Below are 17,355 nucleotides of genomic sequence, written 5' to 3' on the forward strand. Positions count from 1 at the left end.
ACATTATGTCTTTGATTAATAAAATAAAACGAATACTTGGTGATTATGCTGAGAAAATATATGTTGTTGGTGGGACCGTTAGGGATAGAATACTAAATAGAGAAATTAATGATTATGATTTTGCAGTTTTGGGTGATGTTTCATCGATATCGAAGCTAGTGGCAGAAAAGCTTGGGGGATCATACGTACCGTATGCAGAGGAAAGAGGGACATACAGGGTTGTATTTGAAGGGACAATCATGGATTTTACAGATATGAAAGGAAAAGACATATATGAAGACTTATTACACAGAGATTTTACTATAAATGCAATGGCTATGAAACTAACTGATTTTTTTGACATGGATTTTATTATAGATCCAATGGGCGGGTTAAATGATTTGAGAAATAAGAAGATCAAATATGTAAGCGAAAATTCTTTTGATGATGACCCATTAAGGATGCTTCGTGCAGTAAGGTTTGCTTCAATGTACAAATTTAATATAGAAGAAAAAACTAAACATCTAATAAAGGAAAAAGCAAATTTAATAAAAAACATATCATCTGAAAGAATAATGTATGAAATCTACATAATATTAAAGTCAAAAGAATCATTTAAATATATTAGATTAATGGACGAGCTTGGATTAATGGATGCCATTTTTCCAGAGGTTTACAAGATGAAAGATATAGGTAAATGTTATTATCATGTTCTTGATGCATGGCATCATTCTATAAAGACGGTTGAAGAATATGAAAATATTATAGAAGATTTAAGATTCCCTGTTGATATTTCAAAAATGATATGTGAATATCTTGATAAAGACCTTTCGTCTGGAAAGAAAATAAGAGATATTTTGAAACTTGCGGCATTATTTCATGATATAGGTAAACCGGAATCAATTTACATTGATGCTGAAAATCACATACATTTTTACAATCATGATATAAAAGGTGAAAAAGTTTTGTCAGGTATTACTAGAAGGATGAAAATGGGGAAAAAGGAATCTTCATTGATAAAAAAGATGGTCCTATATCATATGAACCCTTTATCTATCTATGTTAATGGTATATCGAATAAGCCGCTTTTTAAACTTTTCTCTGACCTTGAGGATGATTCAATTGGGTGTTTATTATTGTCCCAGGCTGATGTTGTTTCAACAAGGGTTGCAGCAGATAGGTTAAGCGATGCTGAGCATTATAGGGATTTCATATTGAGAATGTTTAGAAGATATGTCGACTATAATAATACAAAAACTCCGCTTTTGACACCACTCGATATAATAGTAAACTTTGACCTTAAAAATTATAAACTGCTTAATCAAATATTATATGAGATAAGAAAAAATCAGTTTTACGGAGATATTGAAGATAGAAATGATGCAATAAAATTCGTTGAGGAAAGAATGAAAATGAAGAAAATTTAGTTGACATTGCACTTAAGTTAAAGTATATTAAATATAACAATGTAAATAATATTAAAAAAGGCAATGATGGGAAGAGTAGAAAGGAAATTCTCTTAAAGAGAGCCGGGGTAGGTGAAAGCCGGCAGAGAATGAACTTTTGAATATGGCCCCAGAGCTTCAAAGCTGAAACTAAGTAGGCTTTGGCGGGATTTCCCGTTACAGAGTAAGAGTGTGATGGCACTTATTGAGGCATATTGCCGTGAGGCGTATGTGAAAAAGGGTGGTAACGCGAATAACTCGCCCCTAATTGGGTGGCGGGTTTTTTTACGTCTGGATTTTCAAGTATTAAATAAATTTGAAGTAAGTAACCACGATTAAAAATAATTAAAATGAGGAGGATTTTTATGGCAAAGACGTTTTACATTACAACACCAATCTATTATCCCAGTGATAAGCTTCACATAGGGCATTCTTATACGACTGTTGCTGCAGATGCGATGGCGCGGTTTAAAAGGCTTACAGGGTACGATGTGAGATTTTTGACAGGTACAGATGAGCATGGTCAGAAGATACAGAGAAAGGCTAAGGAAAAAGGCGTTACGCCAAAGCAGTATGTTGATGAGATTGTGGCGTGGATCAAAGATTTGTGGAAGACAATGGACATAAGCAATGACCAGTTTATAAGGACAACAGACAAGCAGCATGAAGAGATTGTTCAAAAGATATTTACGAAACTTTATGAAAAGGGCGACATATATAAAAGCGAATATGAAGGATGGTATTGCACACCTTGTGAGACGTTTTGGACTGAGAAGCAGCTTGTTGATGGAAACTGTCCTGACTGCGGCAGACCTGTAGAGCTTGTGAAGGAGGAAAGTTACTTCTTTAAGCTGTCAAATTACGCAGATAGGCTTCTTAAGTACTATGAAGAACATCCGGACTTTATACAACCTGAATCAAGGTTGAATGAGATGGTTAGTTTCATAAAATCTGGTCTTGAGGACTTGTGTGTATCCAGAACGTCATTTGATTGGGGAGTAAAAGTTCCATTTGACCCTAAGCATGTGGTGTATGTTTGGATTGACGCGTTGTCTAATTATATAACTGCGCTGGGGTATTCTACGGATTACGATGAAGATTTTAAAAAGTACTGGCCGGCAGATGTGCACCTTGTTGGAAAGGAAATCGTAAGATTCCACACCATAATATGGCCTGCAATGCTTATGGCGCTGGATTTGCCTTTACCTAAGAAGGTATTTGGCCATGGCTGGCTTATACTGGATGGTGGAAAGATGTCAAAGTCAAAAGGAAACGTGGTTGATCCAAAAGAGCTTGTGTCAAAGTACGGTGTAGATGCTATAAGGTATTTCCTCTTAAGAGAGGTTCCGTTTGGAGCAGATGGTGTATTTTCAAATGAAGCGCTGATTTCCAGGATAAATTCGGACCTTGCAAATGACTTTGGCAATCTTCTAAGCAGAACTGTAACAATGGTGGAAAAATACTTTGGTGGGTCAGTGCCTGAAGCTGGGGAAAAAGAAGAAATCGATGACGATTTGATATCTATAGCCAACGTTCTGCCAAAAGTTGTTGAAAGCTATATGGATAAGCTGCAGTTTTCTAATGCCCTTACAGAAATCTGGAAGCTTATAGGTCGTGCAAACAAGTACATCGATGAGACGATGCCATGGGTTTTAGCGAAGGATGAAAATAAAAAGGGAAGGCTTAAGACGGTTCTTTACAACCTTGTTGAATCATTGAGGTTTGTTGCAGTTTTAATAACGCCGTTTATGCCAAATACGCCTATCAAGATATATGAACAGCTTGGGATTAGCGATGATTTAAGAACATGGGATAGCCTTAAATTCGGCTTACTGAAATCAGGCACAAAAGTTAAAAGAGGGGAGAATATTTTCCCAAGGATCGATGTAGAAAAGGAGCTTAAAGAAGCTGAAAAAGAATCGCCTAAAAAAGTAGAGCTAAAAGAAGAGACAAATTACATCAAAATAGACGATTTTGCAAAAATCGATTTGAGAGTTGCAGAAGTATTGGAAGCGGAAAAAGTAGAAGGCGCTGATAAATTATTAAAGCTTAAGCTTAAAGTCGGTGATGAAGTAAGGCAAGTTGTATCAGGACTTGCACTACATTACAAACCAGAGGAGCTGGTAGGCAAAAAACTTGTCCTCGTTGCTAACTTGGAGCCTAAAAAATTAAGAGGCATAGAATCGTACGGAATGATTTTGGCGGCATCAAACGAAGGCAAATTGACTGTCGTAACTTTAGATAAAGACATAGAAAGCGGTGCGAAGGTAAAATAAAAAAGTATGGCGGGCATTACCCGCCATTATTTTATCTAAAGTTTGTTTAACTTGTATCTTAGTTATTTGTTTTTAGTTTCTATCATTCAGAAAGGGTGATAAATTGTGTTATACCTTTATTATTTTCTAATTTAGTCCATGTCAATACGTTACCCATTATGCTAGAAAAATTATTTGTTTTTACAGGGAAGTCTTGCAATTTACCTGACTTAATGTTATATAATTCTAATATTCCCATATTATCATACCACGTAATATATGTATCGTTTAATGATGGAAGCCATCTTTCTACTGCATCGCCTTTTACAATCTCTACAGTATTTTTAGTTTTGAGATTGTAGAGAGTTATATGGCTTTTATCAGATACCCATACAATATTTTCACCGTAAATATTTGGTGTGAATCCATTATCGCTTATTTTTGTAATTTTGCTATTTGAAATATTGTATAGGTAGACCTTGCCAACTTCGCTTTGTTTTTCGATTTTACCTTCATGCCATACGATGTAATTGTCAAATATTTTTGGATGTCCAATATAACTATTTCCCAATCCATCGATGCTTTTCACTACTTGTTTTTTGTCATTTGCTAAATCATATAAAACCAAAGAACACAGGATTTTATTGTTTTCCATCTCATAGGTAGACCATACAAGTTTTGAGTCATCCAATGATAGGTTTGGCTGTTGATTAAAGGATACTTTTGAAGCAGATTTTTCATTTAATTTTCCGTAGTCTATCTTTTTAATGGTTCCGGTTTTTATATTATAAGCATATATTGTCCAGTCATTTCCGTATGAATTGTCAGATACTTCTACCCAAGCAACATATTTTCCGTCTGTAACAGCATTTATTATATTTTTATCAGGATTAACTGGCTTTATCACTGGTTTAACTACACTTGTATTTAAATCGTAGAAGCCCAGTTCTGTTTTTTTCTTGTTTTTGCTTTCTATTGCCAACAATATTCTTTTTTGATATTTGTCAAATCCAAGAGGAATTGTGTTTTGCGGAATGATTGAAGCATTATCTATATTAAGGCTTTTATGTATTTGATTATTAGTTTTTGCATGACAAGATGTTAACAAAATGGACAATAAAATGATGGACAAAATTATTACACTTTTTTTCATTACATTGCCTCCCGATTTATTATATCTATTAAATTAAAGTAAGTATACTATAAGAAGAGAAATCATCTTCTTATAGTATACTTTTTATAACATCAATAAAACATTTGTTAGTTATTGCTAGTAAATAATCCCTCTTTCACTTACAGCGGCTTGCATAGTACTCACATTAACCGTATGTAAACCGTAAGCACCATTGCGAAATTTGTTTGGATCAAAATATGCAATATAATGTGTAGTATTATTATAACCGCTATAGCCTACTCCAGTAACATAATGCCATACGTTAACATTAGGGTCATTTTCGTAACCTGGTAATATGGCAGTGCTAGAGGAAATGTGTGTATCTAATATCAATGGATACCCACTTACAATGTCTCCTACAAAAGCTATCCACAAATTTTCAGTAGATGGATTCCACATTCCTACATACCAACTACTACTACCTATATGACTGTTTAAGACATTTGACCATTTGTTTGTATCAAAAGATGTACCTGATTGTGTGGTTCCTAATTCTTGGCTTAATGTGTCTATTGAAACATTTTTCCCCAGAGTGATTAATAAGTTATGTGCCGATGTAGGACCACATGTATATCCATTAGGTTGATTTGTATAGCCACTTGTGCTTAATTGTTTTGAAGGTGGTATCGTTGGATCAGATTGTATTATTAACATATTACCTTCTTTTTCATTTGCTATATTCAATTTTTCCATAAATGCTTCTATTTTTTCATTTGATTTTTTTTGCATTTCTAGATCTGGCTTTACATATTGTTCATTAATTTTTACTTTGTTATTTTCAGCAAAAGCGATTTGAGTAAAAAACAAACAAGCGATTATAAAAGTTATACACATCTTTGCTATGCTCTTCATGTTGATTGTTCCTCATTTACATTAATTAGTTAGTAATACTATTTTGGTACCAAAACAGTATACTAACTACATTTTTTATTAAACATCGAATGGCCATTCATTTGTTTGACTACATTATAACTCTAACTCCAACATTTGGGAAGTTCCGAAATTCGGCACATTTTTTATGAAGTAGGTGCCGATTTTCGGCATCTCAATTTCTGCTTGACTAAGTTTGCCTAACTTGTGTATATACAAGACAAGCTTCAAGTTATTCAATGAGAGCTTAGGATGCTGATCAAATTGTATAATAATCATTATAATAAATGATTAAAATAAATAGACAAACGCTCAAAAATGCCTTTCTGCTTGAATTCTAACGGAGGAAGTCCATATAGAGCTTCATTGCTGCCTATTGTTTTATAATTTCCTTGTTTTGCTTTTTCTTGAATATTATGCACTTTGTTCACAAAAGATTTTTTAATAATATCGCTGTTTACAAGTGTTTTTTCCTTTAGACCAGCATTTTGATCAGAATAATACGGTGAAAAGGCCATCTCTTCTCCATTTTTATTAACAATCACAAATATATCACCGCCAAAATTCAGTAAAAAGCAGTCGTCCGGATTAAAGTTGTTTTCATTTGCTAATTTATAAATATTTTTGGTTAATGCTCCGCCAAAATCTACAACATGCCATTCTTCATCCTTTAATATGATTGAAAAATCGGTTATTACATTGTTTCCAGCTATTACTGGGTATGTGTAAAATGGTTCACGAGTGACTTGATCACTTATTTTTATTGAAGGATCATATTTATTAATATCAATAGTGGCCCATTGAATTGGATTTCCCAACTTTGCCTTTGATACTTCATCTTTTGTTGTAAAATAAAAATCGCGGTATTCTGTATTAATGCTTTTAAGCAATGTTTTAAAGTTGTCTTGTGCGGCAATATTGGCTTGCACTTGAGGAGAGACAGCATAACTAATGGTACCAATAGAAAATATGATGAGCATGCACAATGTCGCAATCATAATTAATTTTCGTTTCATTTATTTTTCCTCCCTTGTTTTATTTTTGGAGATATACAAACATTGTATTGACCTATATAGATGATATAGATTAAAAAAATAAAATCTTAAATAATATTATTTAATGCTTATATCAAATATACTACCATCCCATTCATAAGCATAACCGTCCCAGTGCACACCAGATGAATAATCATTAAAGTTTTGGGCATGGTAAAGGCCATCATAAGGGTCTTCAAAATATAACATATTTGTTGACGTATCGTATCCTCTAATTGTATTAGCATGGGAATACAATAATCCACCACCATTTTCTATCCTGGCAAAGATAGGATGATTATTATTAATTTGTGATACTACACCGTTAAAGCTAAGTCCATTGTCTTGTAATGAGGATTTAAGACCATATCTTCCTAATGACTCTTTTGCTTGTTCAAGAGTTGCACCTTGATTTAAACTTCGGTTACCAAACTCATCATAGACTATATCACTTTGTGATTTAGAAGATCCCTTAATAAATTGAATTATGCACTTGTTCGAAGCAGCCCAACACCACATCGAGCCATCTGGTTGTTTATAATCAGGTCCTTGTGGAATGCTTAATTTTACAGAGCTCGCAAACGCAATAGTTGTCGAAAAAACTAATGCCAGACACAATAGAAGCGAAATTAAGTACTTTTTCATTCTTAAATCTCTCCTTTACATTAGTTATTAAGAATAGTAAATTACTATCTATTTACTATTCTTAATTTTTAGTATAATATAAGAAAACTAAAAATGCAACTAATTTTCAAACAAAATTAGTTGCATTTTCTTTTACATTACATTTTTTGTTATTACTACATTAAGTCCGATTGATGGAGGATCTTCGTATGTCTTAATTTTGATAACTAATGTTGATAATGATATAAAAATCAATACAAATCCTATGGCTTTTAAAATATTTTTCTTCATCAAATTTGCACCTCCCATTATTAATATTTAATTTTTATACTGCAATAATTACATTTTATGGTATGTACAGGTATATTGTACCATTATAAAGGGAAGCATGCAATTAAAATGTATTTGTTTTAATTGCATGTTCGTTTTGGTTTATTTTTTCAATTATTTTATTAAGATAGTCTTTGCATTCTTTAGCATTTCCTTGTTCAAGATTCATAAGGGACAAATTTGCAAAGATTTTTATGATTTCACGTTCATTATTTACATTTTCTAATACATCTATTATTTTCATGTAAGTATTATTAAGATTTTTATTATCGTCTAAATGTTTATAAATGTCAGTTAGCATATAGTTTCCTCTCAATATATATTCAATATCGTTATTTCTATATGATAGATTTATGCCCTCTTCAAGTAATTTTAAAGCTTCGTTGTAGTTTTCGTTTTTTATATAAACATTTGCTTTATCAATCAATGTATGATGCAAATTTGTCATATCGTTATCTCGTCTAATTTTTTCTGCGATGTTAAAGCATTCTAATGATTTATCGAAATTACTTTGTTCAAGATATATCTCTGCGAGGTTAGAATATATATATCCAACCAATGTAATGTCGGTATCGTTAACTTCTTTAATTAAGTCTTGATATAAATTAATAGCTTTTTCATATTCTTTTTTATCTTTATAACAATTTGCCTTTAGAATATTTATATATACATAATGCGTAAATTCCTCATTTTTATCAATTAACGATAGATATTCATCTATATATTTAAATGCTGTATCAAATTTGTTAAGCTTTTTATAACATAAAGCGATGTTATAAATTGCATTTTTCTTAGTTTTTAAGTCATTGATTTGAAGCGAATAATACAATGTTTTATTGAAATATGTTAATGCTTCAATATAATCTCCCTCATTTATTTTACATCTTCCAAGTTTGTTATAAAGGAATGCTTGTAGTGATTTATCTCCTGTATTAATCAATATGTCAAGTGCTTCGTGATAATCTAAAAAAGCTTTTTTATATTTATGATTTTCAAATTCCAAATCTGCCCTTTTTATATAAGCTTTAATTTTTATTTCAGTTAATACGTATTTTTCGGAAATTTCGATTATTTCATCAATATCTTTTATATGTTGATATTCTATATTATTATTTAATTTTTCAAGGCAATATTTTTCTGCTTCCTGTTTGGGAGTTAAAAGAAGATATTCTTCATTTATGTTTAAATGTATACCAAGTTCTTTTGCCCTTTTATTAAATTTTTCTACGATTGCTTTTGCAGTATCAATGCTCATTCCGCTTCTGTTGCTTTCAATCATGCTTATAAAACCTCTTGTTATGTTTTCATCCTGTAGTTCTCTCTGCTTAATCTTAAGCATCTTTCTTATTTTTTTAACTTTTTCACCAGGAGTTAAAAATTCCATACAATCTACCATCCTTTTAATATGTCATTTTATATTATTAAGTTTATTTTATCATAAATGTAAGGTAAAGAGTGATTATAGCTTATTTGTGTAAATAGATTTTTCACTTGCATCTCAAAAAATATACTATATACTTCATATTGATAAAATATGTTAAAATAAAAAAGATGTTGCAAATTATATCATTGATGATAATAAACTTTAGGAGATGATTTTATGCTTATAGATTCACATGCGCATTTAGAAGATGAAAAATACGATGATGACAGAGATGATGTGATTAGAAGGTGCAAAGATGAGCTTACATTAGTGATAAATGTTGGATCAAATATTGAGACTTCAAAAAAATCGATTGAGCTTGCTAAGAGCAATGAATTTATATATGCTGCTATTGGCATTCACCCTGAGCATTCACAAAAGGAGATAAATGACATTGAGACTATCGAGAAATTGTTATCTCAAGAAAAAGTTGTTGCTATAGGAGAGATTGGCCTTGACTATTATTATGGCGATCCACCAGTGGAATATCAGAAACAATGTTTTATAGAACAGATAAGGCTTGCAAAAAAGTATAATTTACCAATTGTAATTCATGATAGGGATGCACATGGAGATGTTCTGGATATCGTGAAGAATGAGTGGACAAGCAGCTTAAGAGGAGTTTTTCACAGCTATTCAGGCAGCAGCGAGATGGCATTTCAATTAATTGAAATGAATTTTTATATTTCTCTTGGTGGACCTGTCACATTTAAAAACGCCAAGAAAGCTTTGGATGTTGCGTCAAAAATACCTATAGAAAAATTATTGATAGAGACTGATAGCCCATATTTGACACCTGTACCATATAGGGGAAAGCGAAATGAACCAGTTAATGTGAAATATGTTGCAAAAAAAATAGCTGAGATAAAAAATATAGATTATGAAGAAGTATGTAATATTACTGCTAATAATTCGGCAAGTTTATTTAGTATAAATTTGTGATAATTTATAGCAAATGATAAGGTGGAACATATACTGGTATTGAAATGCGATATTTTTATTGATATAAAGGGGGATACAATTCAATGTATAGAGAAGATGCAAATGTCAATATGCCGAATGTTCCACCAATGCTAGGACCAATACCCGGACCGTGTCCAGGTCCGATGCCAGGTCCTATGCCGGGACCAATGCCAGGTCCTATGCCGGGACCAATGCCTTGTCCGCCCGGACATATGGAGATGTTCATGAGGGCATACCACCATGTTTCTATGGCATATATGATAATGACACAAATGATGCAAATGATGCAAAGATAAATAATCGCCCTACATGGGCGGTTTTTTATTACCTTGTATATTTTGATATTATACGACATAAATCGATTATTCATATTTTATTGATGTATAGAATATAATAAATAGTAGATAATATAAATATTAGCTTAATATGGAAAGGAAGATAAAAATATGAAAAACGTTTGACAAAAATATCATGTTATATTAAAATAATTAAAAGACTCCCCAATAAATATTAGGAGGTTATGTAATGGAAACAGGCAACCGAAGAATGTGGCCGGCTAAATTTAATGATTACATTAAAAAACCGGTTGTAATTCTGATATTGGCTGCGATAGTAATTTCAATAATAAGTATAAGTGTATACGTTACCTTGAAAAAACAGGTTACAATTACAGATAACGGCAAATCAACTGTTGTTATAACATTTAAACATACACTAAAAGAGCTTTTCACTGAAAAAAATATCAAACTGAGAAAAGAAGATGTTGTTACACCTTCATTGGATTCCAAAATAAAAGAGGGAATGAAGGTAAGTATCAAAAGAGCATATCCTGTAACAGTACATGTTGATGGGAAAGACACGACAATATATACAGTTAAGCCGATATTAAAAGATGCTTTGACACAAGGCAATATTGTACTGAGCCCTTACGATAAAATCAGCGTTCCCGTTGATAGCAACACATATAACGGGATGAGTGTTACTATAGTTCGTGTAAATGAGAAGACTATAACACAAGAAGAAGATATACCCTTTGCAACGCAAACGGTAAATAACGATGATATGGTAAGGGGCCAGACTAAAGTTGTACAAGAAGGCCAAATTGGAAAACGTCAAAAAACGATAAAAATTACATATGAAGATGGAAAAGAAGTATCGCGACAGATTATAGATGATAAGCTTGTTCAAAACCCTATAAATAAAATCGTGCAAATTGGTACACTTGGTTTGCTCACGACATCCAGGGGAGAAAGTTTTAGATATCGTGAGATGAAAGTCATGGATGCAACTGGATATGATGCACCACCTGGATCCCTTACGTATTCAGGGGCGACTGTTAGAAGAGGGATTATTGCAGTTGATCCGCGTGTAATACCTCTTGGTACAAGATTATATGTAGAAGGATATGGACCAGGTATTGCAGCTGATACAGGTGAAGCTATAAAAGGTAATATCATTGATTTGTTTTTTACTTCATATCAAGAAGCATGCAATTGGGGAAGACGTACTGTACGAGTTTATATATTAAAATAGACAGGTTTTTACCTGTCTTGTTTTTTAAACCAATATATCAAGAGGAATGATTGCTTTGAAAATTAATGGATTTAATACTAAAAAGAGACTTGGACAGAATTTCATATTTGATAGAAATATTTTATCAAAAATAGCAGATTGCGCTGAAATAACTGGGGATGATTATGTAATAGAAATAGGTGCAGGACTTGGAACCTTGACAAAGGAGCTTGCAGAAAGGGCAAAAAAGGTTGTAGCTTTTGAGATTGACGGAGAAGCTATAGAAAAACTTAAAGAAAACTTAAAAGAGTATCAAAATGTGGTTATATTAAACGATGATATAATGAAAGTGAATTTAGAAGAAATTGTAGATAAATATTTTGATGGTGAGGTGTGCAAGGTAGTTGCAAATCTGCCGTATTATATAACGTCTCCTATTATAATGCTGCTGTTAAAATCACATTTGATTAGGGAAATTACGATTTTAATACAAAAAGAAGTAGCTGAAAGAATATGTGCAGGACCCGGTAGCAAAGAATATGGCGTACTGACAATTGCTGTTAATTATTATTCAAAACCTGAAATGTTATTACAATTGCCACCAGATGTTTTTTTCCCGAAACCAAAAGTGAGTTCTACATTGATAAAGCTTCATGTTTATGACAAACCTTCCATTGAGGTAAAAGATGAGAAACTATTTTTCAGAATTGTAAAGGCGTCCTTTGGACAGAGGAGAAAAGTGATAACAAATTCATTAAAATCAGTTGGCATAGAAAAGTCTATTATACTAAATGCTCTTTTAAAGTGTGGGATAGATGAAAAACAACGGGGTGAAACCTTATCAATACAAAAATTTGCTGAGCTTTCAAATATTATTAGTGAGATGAAAATGTAATATTAAATACCCTTATTTCATAATATATATTGCGAAAAGTATATTTGAAATAAGGGGGATAATAAAATGCCTTTAAGAAAGGATACCTATAAGCGGATGTATATAATGCTTGAACAGGATGAAATAGGCTCAGCACTATTAAAAGACAAAGAAATAACAGGATATTTGAAGGTTGAGACAAGGAGCGGTAGAGGAAGAATTACAGCATCATTACAAAACCTTGATCCTAACTTTTCGTACAATGTAAAATTCTTAAAGAGTGGTGAAAATCCTCAAATAATTGAATTCGGTGCTGTTAGAGTAGATGACAAAGGCAGGGGCGGTGCCGAATGGACTTTTGATACAGATAATGTGATGGGTTCTGGCTCAAAATTCGATGATTTATCGGTGGCATTTGTTGAAGCTGATAATGGCAATAAATTAGTAACCTTATCGAGCATTATGGATAAAACGAGATTTAACTGGAAGTCTATTTATAAAAAATTAATGAAAAGCAGTGATATAAAAAATGCCGAAAATAAAAATGAGATTACGCAAGAAGAGAAACCTTACCTTAATGAAATCCCAAAAGGTGAACCTCAAAATTATGCTGTGCCGGAATTTGAAAATACAAAAACCGGAGAGCCTGAAATTGAAATTCAGCTTGATACAGAGACCGAAATCAATGAAATTCAAAACATTAATATTCCTGAAGAGAAAACTGAGTTCGATACAAATGCTGAGATCAAAAAAGAGGCTGATAAAGATGATAAATCAAAGGACAAGGAAAGTAAAGGTTATGAGATTAATAGTAACGAAAAAAATAACGGATATGTAAAATACCTAAGAGAATATGTAAATAATATAGTTAATTATCTCGACGAAGTATACCCATTTGAAAAGGGCTTAGAAGGCTACAGATGGTGGAGGATTAAAACGGGTAATAAAGATAGCTATTATGACCACTATCTCGTAGGTTTTGTAAATGACGAAAAAGGTAAGCTTAAATATATAGTTTATGGTATGCCGGGTTTATTTACACTATCAGATCAACCATTTGGAGGGATGACAGGATTTGTATATTGGAATCCTGTAAAAGAGAATATGAGGAGTGCTGGTGATGCGGGGTACTGGCTAATGCACATTGATGCATCAACAGGTCAGATAGCAATACCAAAAGGACCTACACCGCCTCCAATAATATAAAAGCGTAGAAATCTACGCTTTTATATTATTGATCATATGATATATGCTTGATTTAGTTATTCTTAGGCGAGATATTCTTTCAAGTCGTTAGTAAATTTTGACAATGTATCCTCATCTGTCACATGTGGCACTACTGTAAGTACGTTTTCAAGATTCAGGCTGAATATTCCCATAATGGATTTCGCATCTATTACATACCGGCCTGAAACAACATCAATTTCAAAAGGGTATTTTGCCATTTTTTCTACGAAGTTTTTAACCTTGTCTATTGAATTAAGGCTTACTTTAAATTCCTTCATTTTTGTTTCCCCCTTATTGTATTATACCTTTATCATATATTATAAACTTAATTTAATCAATCATCTGATTTAACAAAAATAAGTATTATATTTTGGTAATTGTTTTCAATAAAAAGTTGAATAAATTAAATATTCTTCGGTAAAATTGATGATACTTTTTTTTCGCAATTTCTATGCGAAATAAATAGGCCCTTTAAAGGGCCTATGGAGAGATGAAGATTTAATTTAAGGATTTAGGTAATCAATTTTTGTAATATCTGGTCCTACTTTTGTTTTAATGACTACTTTTGTAATTTTGCCGTCATATTTGAAACTTCTTATGTCATATGGATATGTTATTACTTGAGTGACCATAGAGTCTTTAGATGGATTTACATATGACACATTTACTTCCAGCGTCAATTCATTATTATCTTTGGTTAATTTAGCGCTATCAATGTTTATTGAATATCCCCCAGTCCGCATTTCACCCCTTGTTGCTATGATGTAATATATACCGTTATCGTTTATAAGGGAATATTCTTGACGATTTAACAGTTTATTTAGCACATCTACTACCTTTTTCGGTGGATCAGCAACTTTGTTAAGTTCTATCGGAATCACTTCCTCATCATTTATATCTTTTATTTCTATAAATATAATATTACTATTATCATTAAGAATTAACCTAACTTTATCACCATTTTTGATAGTTGAAATATTAATTAAATTGTCGCCGTTGTAGACAGGAATATTATCATTTAAAAATTTATATGTCAATATATTACTATCTACTTTTAACGACAAACTATTGTCATTAATAGCATATACAGTACCTGCAATGTCCCTCTTATCTATTTCATTATTATCATCTTCTATTCTATTATCAAGTCTTTCAAGAAATGCTGCCATTTCTGCTCTTGTAACAGGGATATTAGGATAGATGTTTTTGCCATCTCCATTTAATAATCCTTTTTCTACAGCAACGTAGATATATCCCTTTGCATCTTTCGGGATTGCATTCCAATCATTGAAATTCATAACTTTATCCATGCTGCTTTTTGCAAGATCATCTAAGCCGAGTGAACGTACCAGGTATTTTGCAATTTCATACCTTTTGCTACTTTCCATTGGATTAAATGCTTTTAGTTCGTCAGCCGTGATAAATCCTTTTTCATACGCTAATGTAATAAAGCCCATACCCCATGAAGGTTTATTTCCTTTATAGAAAGGTGGAAGTTCTTTAATTTTGTCACCTTCATTTTCAAGGCCCATTGTTCTTAGTATCATTACAATAGCTTCTAAGTGGGTAACAGGCTTCATTGGTGCAAACTCACCATTTCCTATTCCTTTTATAAGCCCTTTTGCATACATTAAGTCGATAGCTTTATAAGCCCATACCGAATTTGATCCATTGAGGTCAACGAAGAAATGATTCTGCTTATGTACTTTATTATTAGGCTTAGCAAATGCAATAGAAAATAGCATTGTGAAAGCTAAAACAAAGCACATGACCTTTAATAATTTTTTTGACATAGGTTGATACCTCCTAAATGTGTATTTATTATATAATTCGCTTTTTACTTCGATTTTTTGGGGCCACTTTTATTCGCATTAATATTTTTTTTATCATCAATCCCATTTTTTACCTTTTCATTATTTGATTTTTCTTCAGATTCTTTTACATCAGTTGAATGCATAACGGGCTCTTTTTCTTTATATTCCGTATTTTGCGATTCATTTTTGATAGATGGTTTTTCGTTGACTGTATTACTTTCCTTCTTCTCATTATAAATATTTTTACTATTGTTATTATCGAAGTTATACGAATTATTTTGGGCTCTTTCTATATGTTTATTCGCATTCTTATCTACATTATTAATATTTTTGCTATCATCAGCAGCTTTTATATTTTTATTTAGCTTTGCGTATTTTTCCTCTATTTCCGAAAAGAAGTTTTCGCTATTTATCATATTTTTTGGTATACTTATCCCATCTTTTTCCGCTTTTTCCCATATTACTAGCCTTCCGGCAGAAATTTTTAATTTTTCGGCATATTTTCTGTGATTTTCATCTGTTGTTTGTACTATAAAGTTAATATTTTGATTATCCTTTTTAAAATCTTGTTCTACTAAATGAATTTTCTCATTTATTTTATTAAAAGCATTATTATTACTTGGCACTGTAGTTATAGCGATAGTTTCATTATCTCTTTTTATAAATCCTAAACTATATGCTCTATCTATAGCAGTTTTTATAAATATTCCTATGTCTATACCTTTAAATTTAATACCTTTAATAAGTTTATCACCATCAGTATTAAAAGAACTTACCGTTATGACTTTAGCATTTCTGTCTATTGATGCTACAATACTGGGATTGATATCTAAATATACATATGCATAAACATCATGAGGTATAAAATTAATTATACTTATATATAATGAAATTATTATTAATGCCGCAACAGCAAATTTTATAAAATAATTTCTAATTGATTTGCTTTCTATTTCTATTGAATTTCCAATCATGTATTCTGATTTATCCTTGATTTTTTTAAATTGACCATTTTGTGTCATAACATATGCTGATCCATTTTCTTTATCTATTATTACAGCTTTCATACTTGTGGCACCTCACTTTCTATATTTAAATATTGTTTTAAAATAGGCAGGTCTTCGCTAATAATAATTACTAATGCGATTATGTATTTTCTATGCCTCTCAATGGTCTTTTTATTTATGTTTAGGATTTTAACGATTTCTTTAATAGGAATTACTTTTTTAATTTTTAAATATTTAAGTAGTTTCTCGCTGTTACAAATCGTTTGTGCTATTTTCAATGCGATTTCTCTTGTGTCTTTATGTTTTGGTGACTCTTTTACGAGGTCTTTTATTGTAATATTATAAAGACTCAATAAACTTTTGAATGATATCATTTCAAGCATACGATTTTCACTTTCGTAGTCATCCTTATTTTCGCAGTACATCTCAATGGGGATGGTATTTTCGGAATAATTCTTTCTTAAATAATCTATTACACGTCTTTTTATAAGCATCGTTGAAAAATTTAAAAAAGATCCTTTTCCATAATCATAAAACTCTATAGCTTCATTGAACGCCATAAGGCCAATACTTAATTCATCGCTGTTTTTATCATCGATGTACTTATTTAAAAAATTTGATAATTGCTTTATAATAAAAGGCGTATATTCTCTTATGAGATTTTCTCTTTCATTTAAATCAAATTTTGCTGTTTCAACCCTTTCATTTATGTTCATAACATCAACCCCAATATATAATTCGTACTTAAAAATCATTTTAAGGGTATTCTATTTACTATGATTATATATTATAATATAAATATCAACAATAAAATACCATGAGGG

17 protein-coding genes and 1 other annotated feature are annotated in these 17,355 nt (G+C 31.6%); of the genes, 7 read left to right on the forward strand and 10 right to left on the reverse strand.

The window, feature by feature from the left end; translation table 11 throughout:
• Positions 1 to 5: 5 nt before the first annotated feature.
• Both CPG45_RS07110 and metG read left to right on the forward strand, forming a co-directional pair.
• Positions 6 to 1,406: a CCA tRNA nucleotidyltransferase gene (locus CPG45_RS07110; protein ID WP_172856503.1), complete on the forward strand. Its 1,401-nt coding sequence runs from the start codon at positions 6 to 8 to the stop codon at positions 1,404 to 1,406.
• Between the two features lie 54 nt (positions 1,407 to 1,460).
• Positions 1,461 to 1,693: a binding site (T-box leader), on the forward strand.
• 96 nt (positions 1,694 to 1,789) lie between these two features.
• Positions 1,790 to 3,700 (forward strand): methionine--tRNA ligase, encoded by a 1,911-nt coding sequence (gene metG / locus CPG45_RS07115; RefSeq protein WP_096231251.1) that lies wholly within the window; start codon positions 1,790 to 1,792, stop codon positions 3,698 to 3,700.
• A gap of 82 nt (positions 3,701 to 3,782) precedes the next feature.
• Here the strand turns inward: metG and CPG45_RS07120 are convergent, their stop codons facing one another.
• The 6 genes from CPG45_RS07120 to CPG45_RS07140 form a co-directional block, all read right to left on the reverse strand.
• Entirely contained in the window at positions 3,783 to 4,832 is a 1,050-nt protein-coding gene (locus CPG45_RS07120) for a hypothetical protein (RefSeq protein ID WP_096231252.1), read from the reverse strand.
• A gap of 117 nt (positions 4,833 to 4,949) precedes the next feature.
• Positions 4,950 to 5,705, reverse strand: coding sequence for a C39 family peptidase (locus CPG45_RS07125; RefSeq protein WP_096231253.1), 756 nt, complete (start codon positions 5,703 to 5,705; stop codon positions 4,950 to 4,952).
• Between the two features lie 296 nt (positions 5,706 to 6,001).
• On the reverse strand, positions 6,002 to 6,739 hold the full coding sequence (locus CPG45_RS07130) for a hypothetical protein (RefSeq protein WP_096231254.1): 738 nt from the start codon (positions 6,737 to 6,739) through the stop codon (positions 6,002 to 6,004).
• A gap of 96 nt (positions 6,740 to 6,835) precedes the next feature.
• The gene (locus CPG45_RS07135) at positions 6,836 to 7,402 is read right to left on the reverse strand and encodes a papain-like cysteine protease family protein (protein WP_096231255.1); all 567 of its coding nucleotides are present in this window, start codon (positions 7,400 to 7,402) and stop codon (positions 6,836 to 6,838) included.
• Between the two features lie 132 nt (positions 7,403 to 7,534).
• A complete protein-coding gene (locus tag CPG45_RS16815; protein WP_013296671.1) occupies positions 7,535 to 7,672 on the reverse strand; it encodes a hypothetical protein in 138 nt (45 codons plus the stop codon).
• A gap of 103 nt (positions 7,673 to 7,775) precedes the next feature.
• Entirely contained in the window at positions 7,776 to 9,095 is a 1,320-nt protein-coding gene (locus CPG45_RS07140) for a helix-turn-helix domain-containing protein (RefSeq protein ID WP_096231256.1), read from the reverse strand.
• Positions 9,096 to 9,311: 216 nt separating this feature from the next.
• On the opposite strand from CPG45_RS07140, the gene CPG45_RS07145 reads away from it, so the two are divergent.
• The 5 genes from CPG45_RS07145 (at position 9,312) to CPG45_RS07165 (ending at position 13,689) form a co-directional block, all read left to right on the forward strand.
• A complete protein-coding gene (locus CPG45_RS07145) occupies positions 9,312 to 10,076 on the forward strand; it encodes a TatD family hydrolase (RefSeq protein WP_096231257.1) in 765 nt (254 codons plus the stop codon).
• Between the two features lie 83 nt (positions 10,077 to 10,159).
• On the forward strand, positions 10,160 to 10,393 hold the full coding sequence (locus CPG45_RS17010) for a hypothetical protein (RefSeq protein WP_096231258.1): 234 nt from the start codon (positions 10,160 to 10,162) through the stop codon (positions 10,391 to 10,393).
• A gap of 229 nt (positions 10,394 to 10,622) precedes the next feature.
• Complete coding sequence (locus CPG45_RS07155; protein ID WP_096231259.1) at positions 10,623 to 11,630, forward strand: resuscitation-promoting factor; 1,008 nt, start codon at positions 10,623 to 10,625, stop codon at positions 11,628 to 11,630.
• Positions 11,631 to 11,685: 55 nt separating this feature from the next.
• A complete protein-coding gene (gene rsmA, locus CPG45_RS07160) occupies positions 11,686 to 12,504 on the forward strand; it encodes a 16S rRNA (adenine(1518)-N(6)/adenine(1519)-N(6))-dimethyltransferase RsmA (protein ID WP_096231260.1) in 819 nt (272 codons plus the stop codon).
• A gap of 66 nt (positions 12,505 to 12,570) precedes the next feature.
• Positions 12,571 to 13,689, forward strand: coding sequence for a hypothetical protein (locus tag CPG45_RS07165; protein ID WP_096231261.1), 1,119 nt, complete (start codon positions 12,571 to 12,573; stop codon positions 13,687 to 13,689).
• 62 nt (positions 13,690 to 13,751) lie between these two features.
• On the opposite strand, the gene CPG45_RS07170 is transcribed toward CPG45_RS07165, so the two are convergent.
• From CPG45_RS07170 to sigI, 4 genes are all read right to left on the reverse strand, one after another.
• Complete coding sequence (locus tag CPG45_RS07170; protein WP_096231262.1) at positions 13,752 to 13,988, reverse strand: HPr family phosphocarrier protein; 237 nt, start codon at positions 13,986 to 13,988, stop codon at positions 13,752 to 13,754.
• A gap of 225 nt (positions 13,989 to 14,213) precedes the next feature.
• Positions 14,214 to 15,503, reverse strand: a complete 1,290-nt coding sequence (locus CPG45_RS07175) for an S-layer homology domain-containing protein (protein WP_096231263.1) — start codon at positions 15,501 to 15,503, stop codon at positions 14,214 to 14,216.
• Positions 15,504 to 15,547: 44 nt separating this feature from the next.
• Positions 15,548 to 16,591 carry an anti-sigma factor domain-containing protein gene (locus CPG45_RS07180; protein WP_096231264.1) on the reverse strand — a complete coding sequence of 348 codons (1,044 nt, stop codon included), beginning with the start codon at positions 16,589 to 16,591 and terminating at the stop codon, positions 15,548 to 15,550.
• Complete coding sequence (gene sigI, locus CPG45_RS07185; RefSeq protein WP_096231265.1) at positions 16,588 to 17,247, reverse strand: RNA polymerase sigma factor SigI; 660 nt, start codon at positions 17,245 to 17,247, stop codon at positions 16,588 to 16,590. Before sigI ends, CPG45_RS07180 begins: the two co-directional genes overlap by 4 nt.
• Positions 17,248 to 17,355: the final 108 nt, after the last annotated feature.

The organism is Thermoanaerobacterium sp. RBIITD (assembly GCF_900205865.1).
Taxonomy (GTDB): domain Bacteria; phylum Bacillota; class Thermoanaerobacteria; order Thermoanaerobacterales; family Thermoanaerobacteraceae; genus Thermoanaerobacterium.

Excerpts from the sequence above, each read along its gene's own strand:
- CPG45_RS07130 (WP_096231254.1), bottom strand. The coding sequence starts at position 6,739 with ATGAAACGAAAATTAATTATGATTGCGACATTGTGCATGCTCATCATA.
- CPG45_RS07125 (WP_096231253.1), bottom strand. The coding sequence starts at position 5,705 with ATGAAGAGCATAGCAAAGATGTGTATAACTTTTATAATCGCTTGTTTG.
- CPG45_RS07145 (WP_096231257.1), top strand. The coding sequence starts at position 9,312 with ATGCTTATAGATTCACATGCGCATTTAGAAGATGAAAAATACGATGAT.
- CPG45_RS07170 (WP_096231262.1), bottom strand. The coding sequence starts at position 13,988 with ATGAAGGAATTTAAAGTAAGCCTTAATTCAATAGACAAGGTTAAAAAC.
- CPG45_RS07180 (WP_096231264.1), bottom strand. The coding sequence starts at position 16,591 with ATGAAAGCTGTAATAATAGATAAAGAAAATGGATCAGCATATGTTATG.
- CPG45_RS07155 (WP_096231259.1), top strand. The coding sequence starts at position 10,623 with ATGGAAACAGGCAACCGAAGAATGTGGCCGGCTAAATTTAATGATTAC.
- CPG45_RS07175 (WP_096231263.1), bottom strand. The coding sequence starts at position 15,503 with ATGTCAAAAAAATTATTAAAGGTCATGTGCTTTGTTTTAGCTTTCACA.
- CPG45_RS16815 (WP_013296671.1), bottom strand. The coding sequence starts at position 7,672 with ATGAAGAAAAATATTTTAAAAGCCATAGGATTTGTATTGATTTTTATA.
- CPG45_RS17010 (WP_096231258.1), top strand. The coding sequence starts at position 10,160 with ATGTATAGAGAAGATGCAAATGTCAATATGCCGAATGTTCCACCAATG.
- sigI (WP_096231265.1), bottom strand. The coding sequence starts at position 17,247 with ATGAACATAAATGAAAGGGTTGAAACAGCAAAATTTGATTTAAATGAA.
- metG (WP_096231251.1), top strand. The coding sequence starts at position 1,790 with ATGGCAAAGACGTTTTACATTACAACACCAATCTATTATCCCAGTGAT.
- CPG45_RS07140 (WP_096231256.1), bottom strand. The coding sequence starts at position 9,095 with ATGGAATTTTTAACTCCTGGTGAAAAAGTTAAAAAAATAAGAAAGATG.
- CPG45_RS07110 (WP_172856503.1), top strand. The coding sequence starts at position 6 with ATGTCTTTGATTAATAAAATAAAACGAATACTTGGTGATTATGCTGAG.
- CPG45_RS07135 (WP_096231255.1), bottom strand. The coding sequence starts at position 7,402 with ATGAAAAAGTACTTAATTTCGCTTCTATTGTGTCTGGCATTAGTTTTT.
- CPG45_RS07120 (WP_096231252.1), bottom strand. The coding sequence starts at position 4,832 with ATGAAAAAAAGTGTAATAATTTTGTCCATCATTTTATTGTCCATTTTG.
- CPG45_RS07165 (WP_096231261.1), top strand. The coding sequence starts at position 12,571 with ATGCCTTTAAGAAAGGATACCTATAAGCGGATGTATATAATGCTTGAA.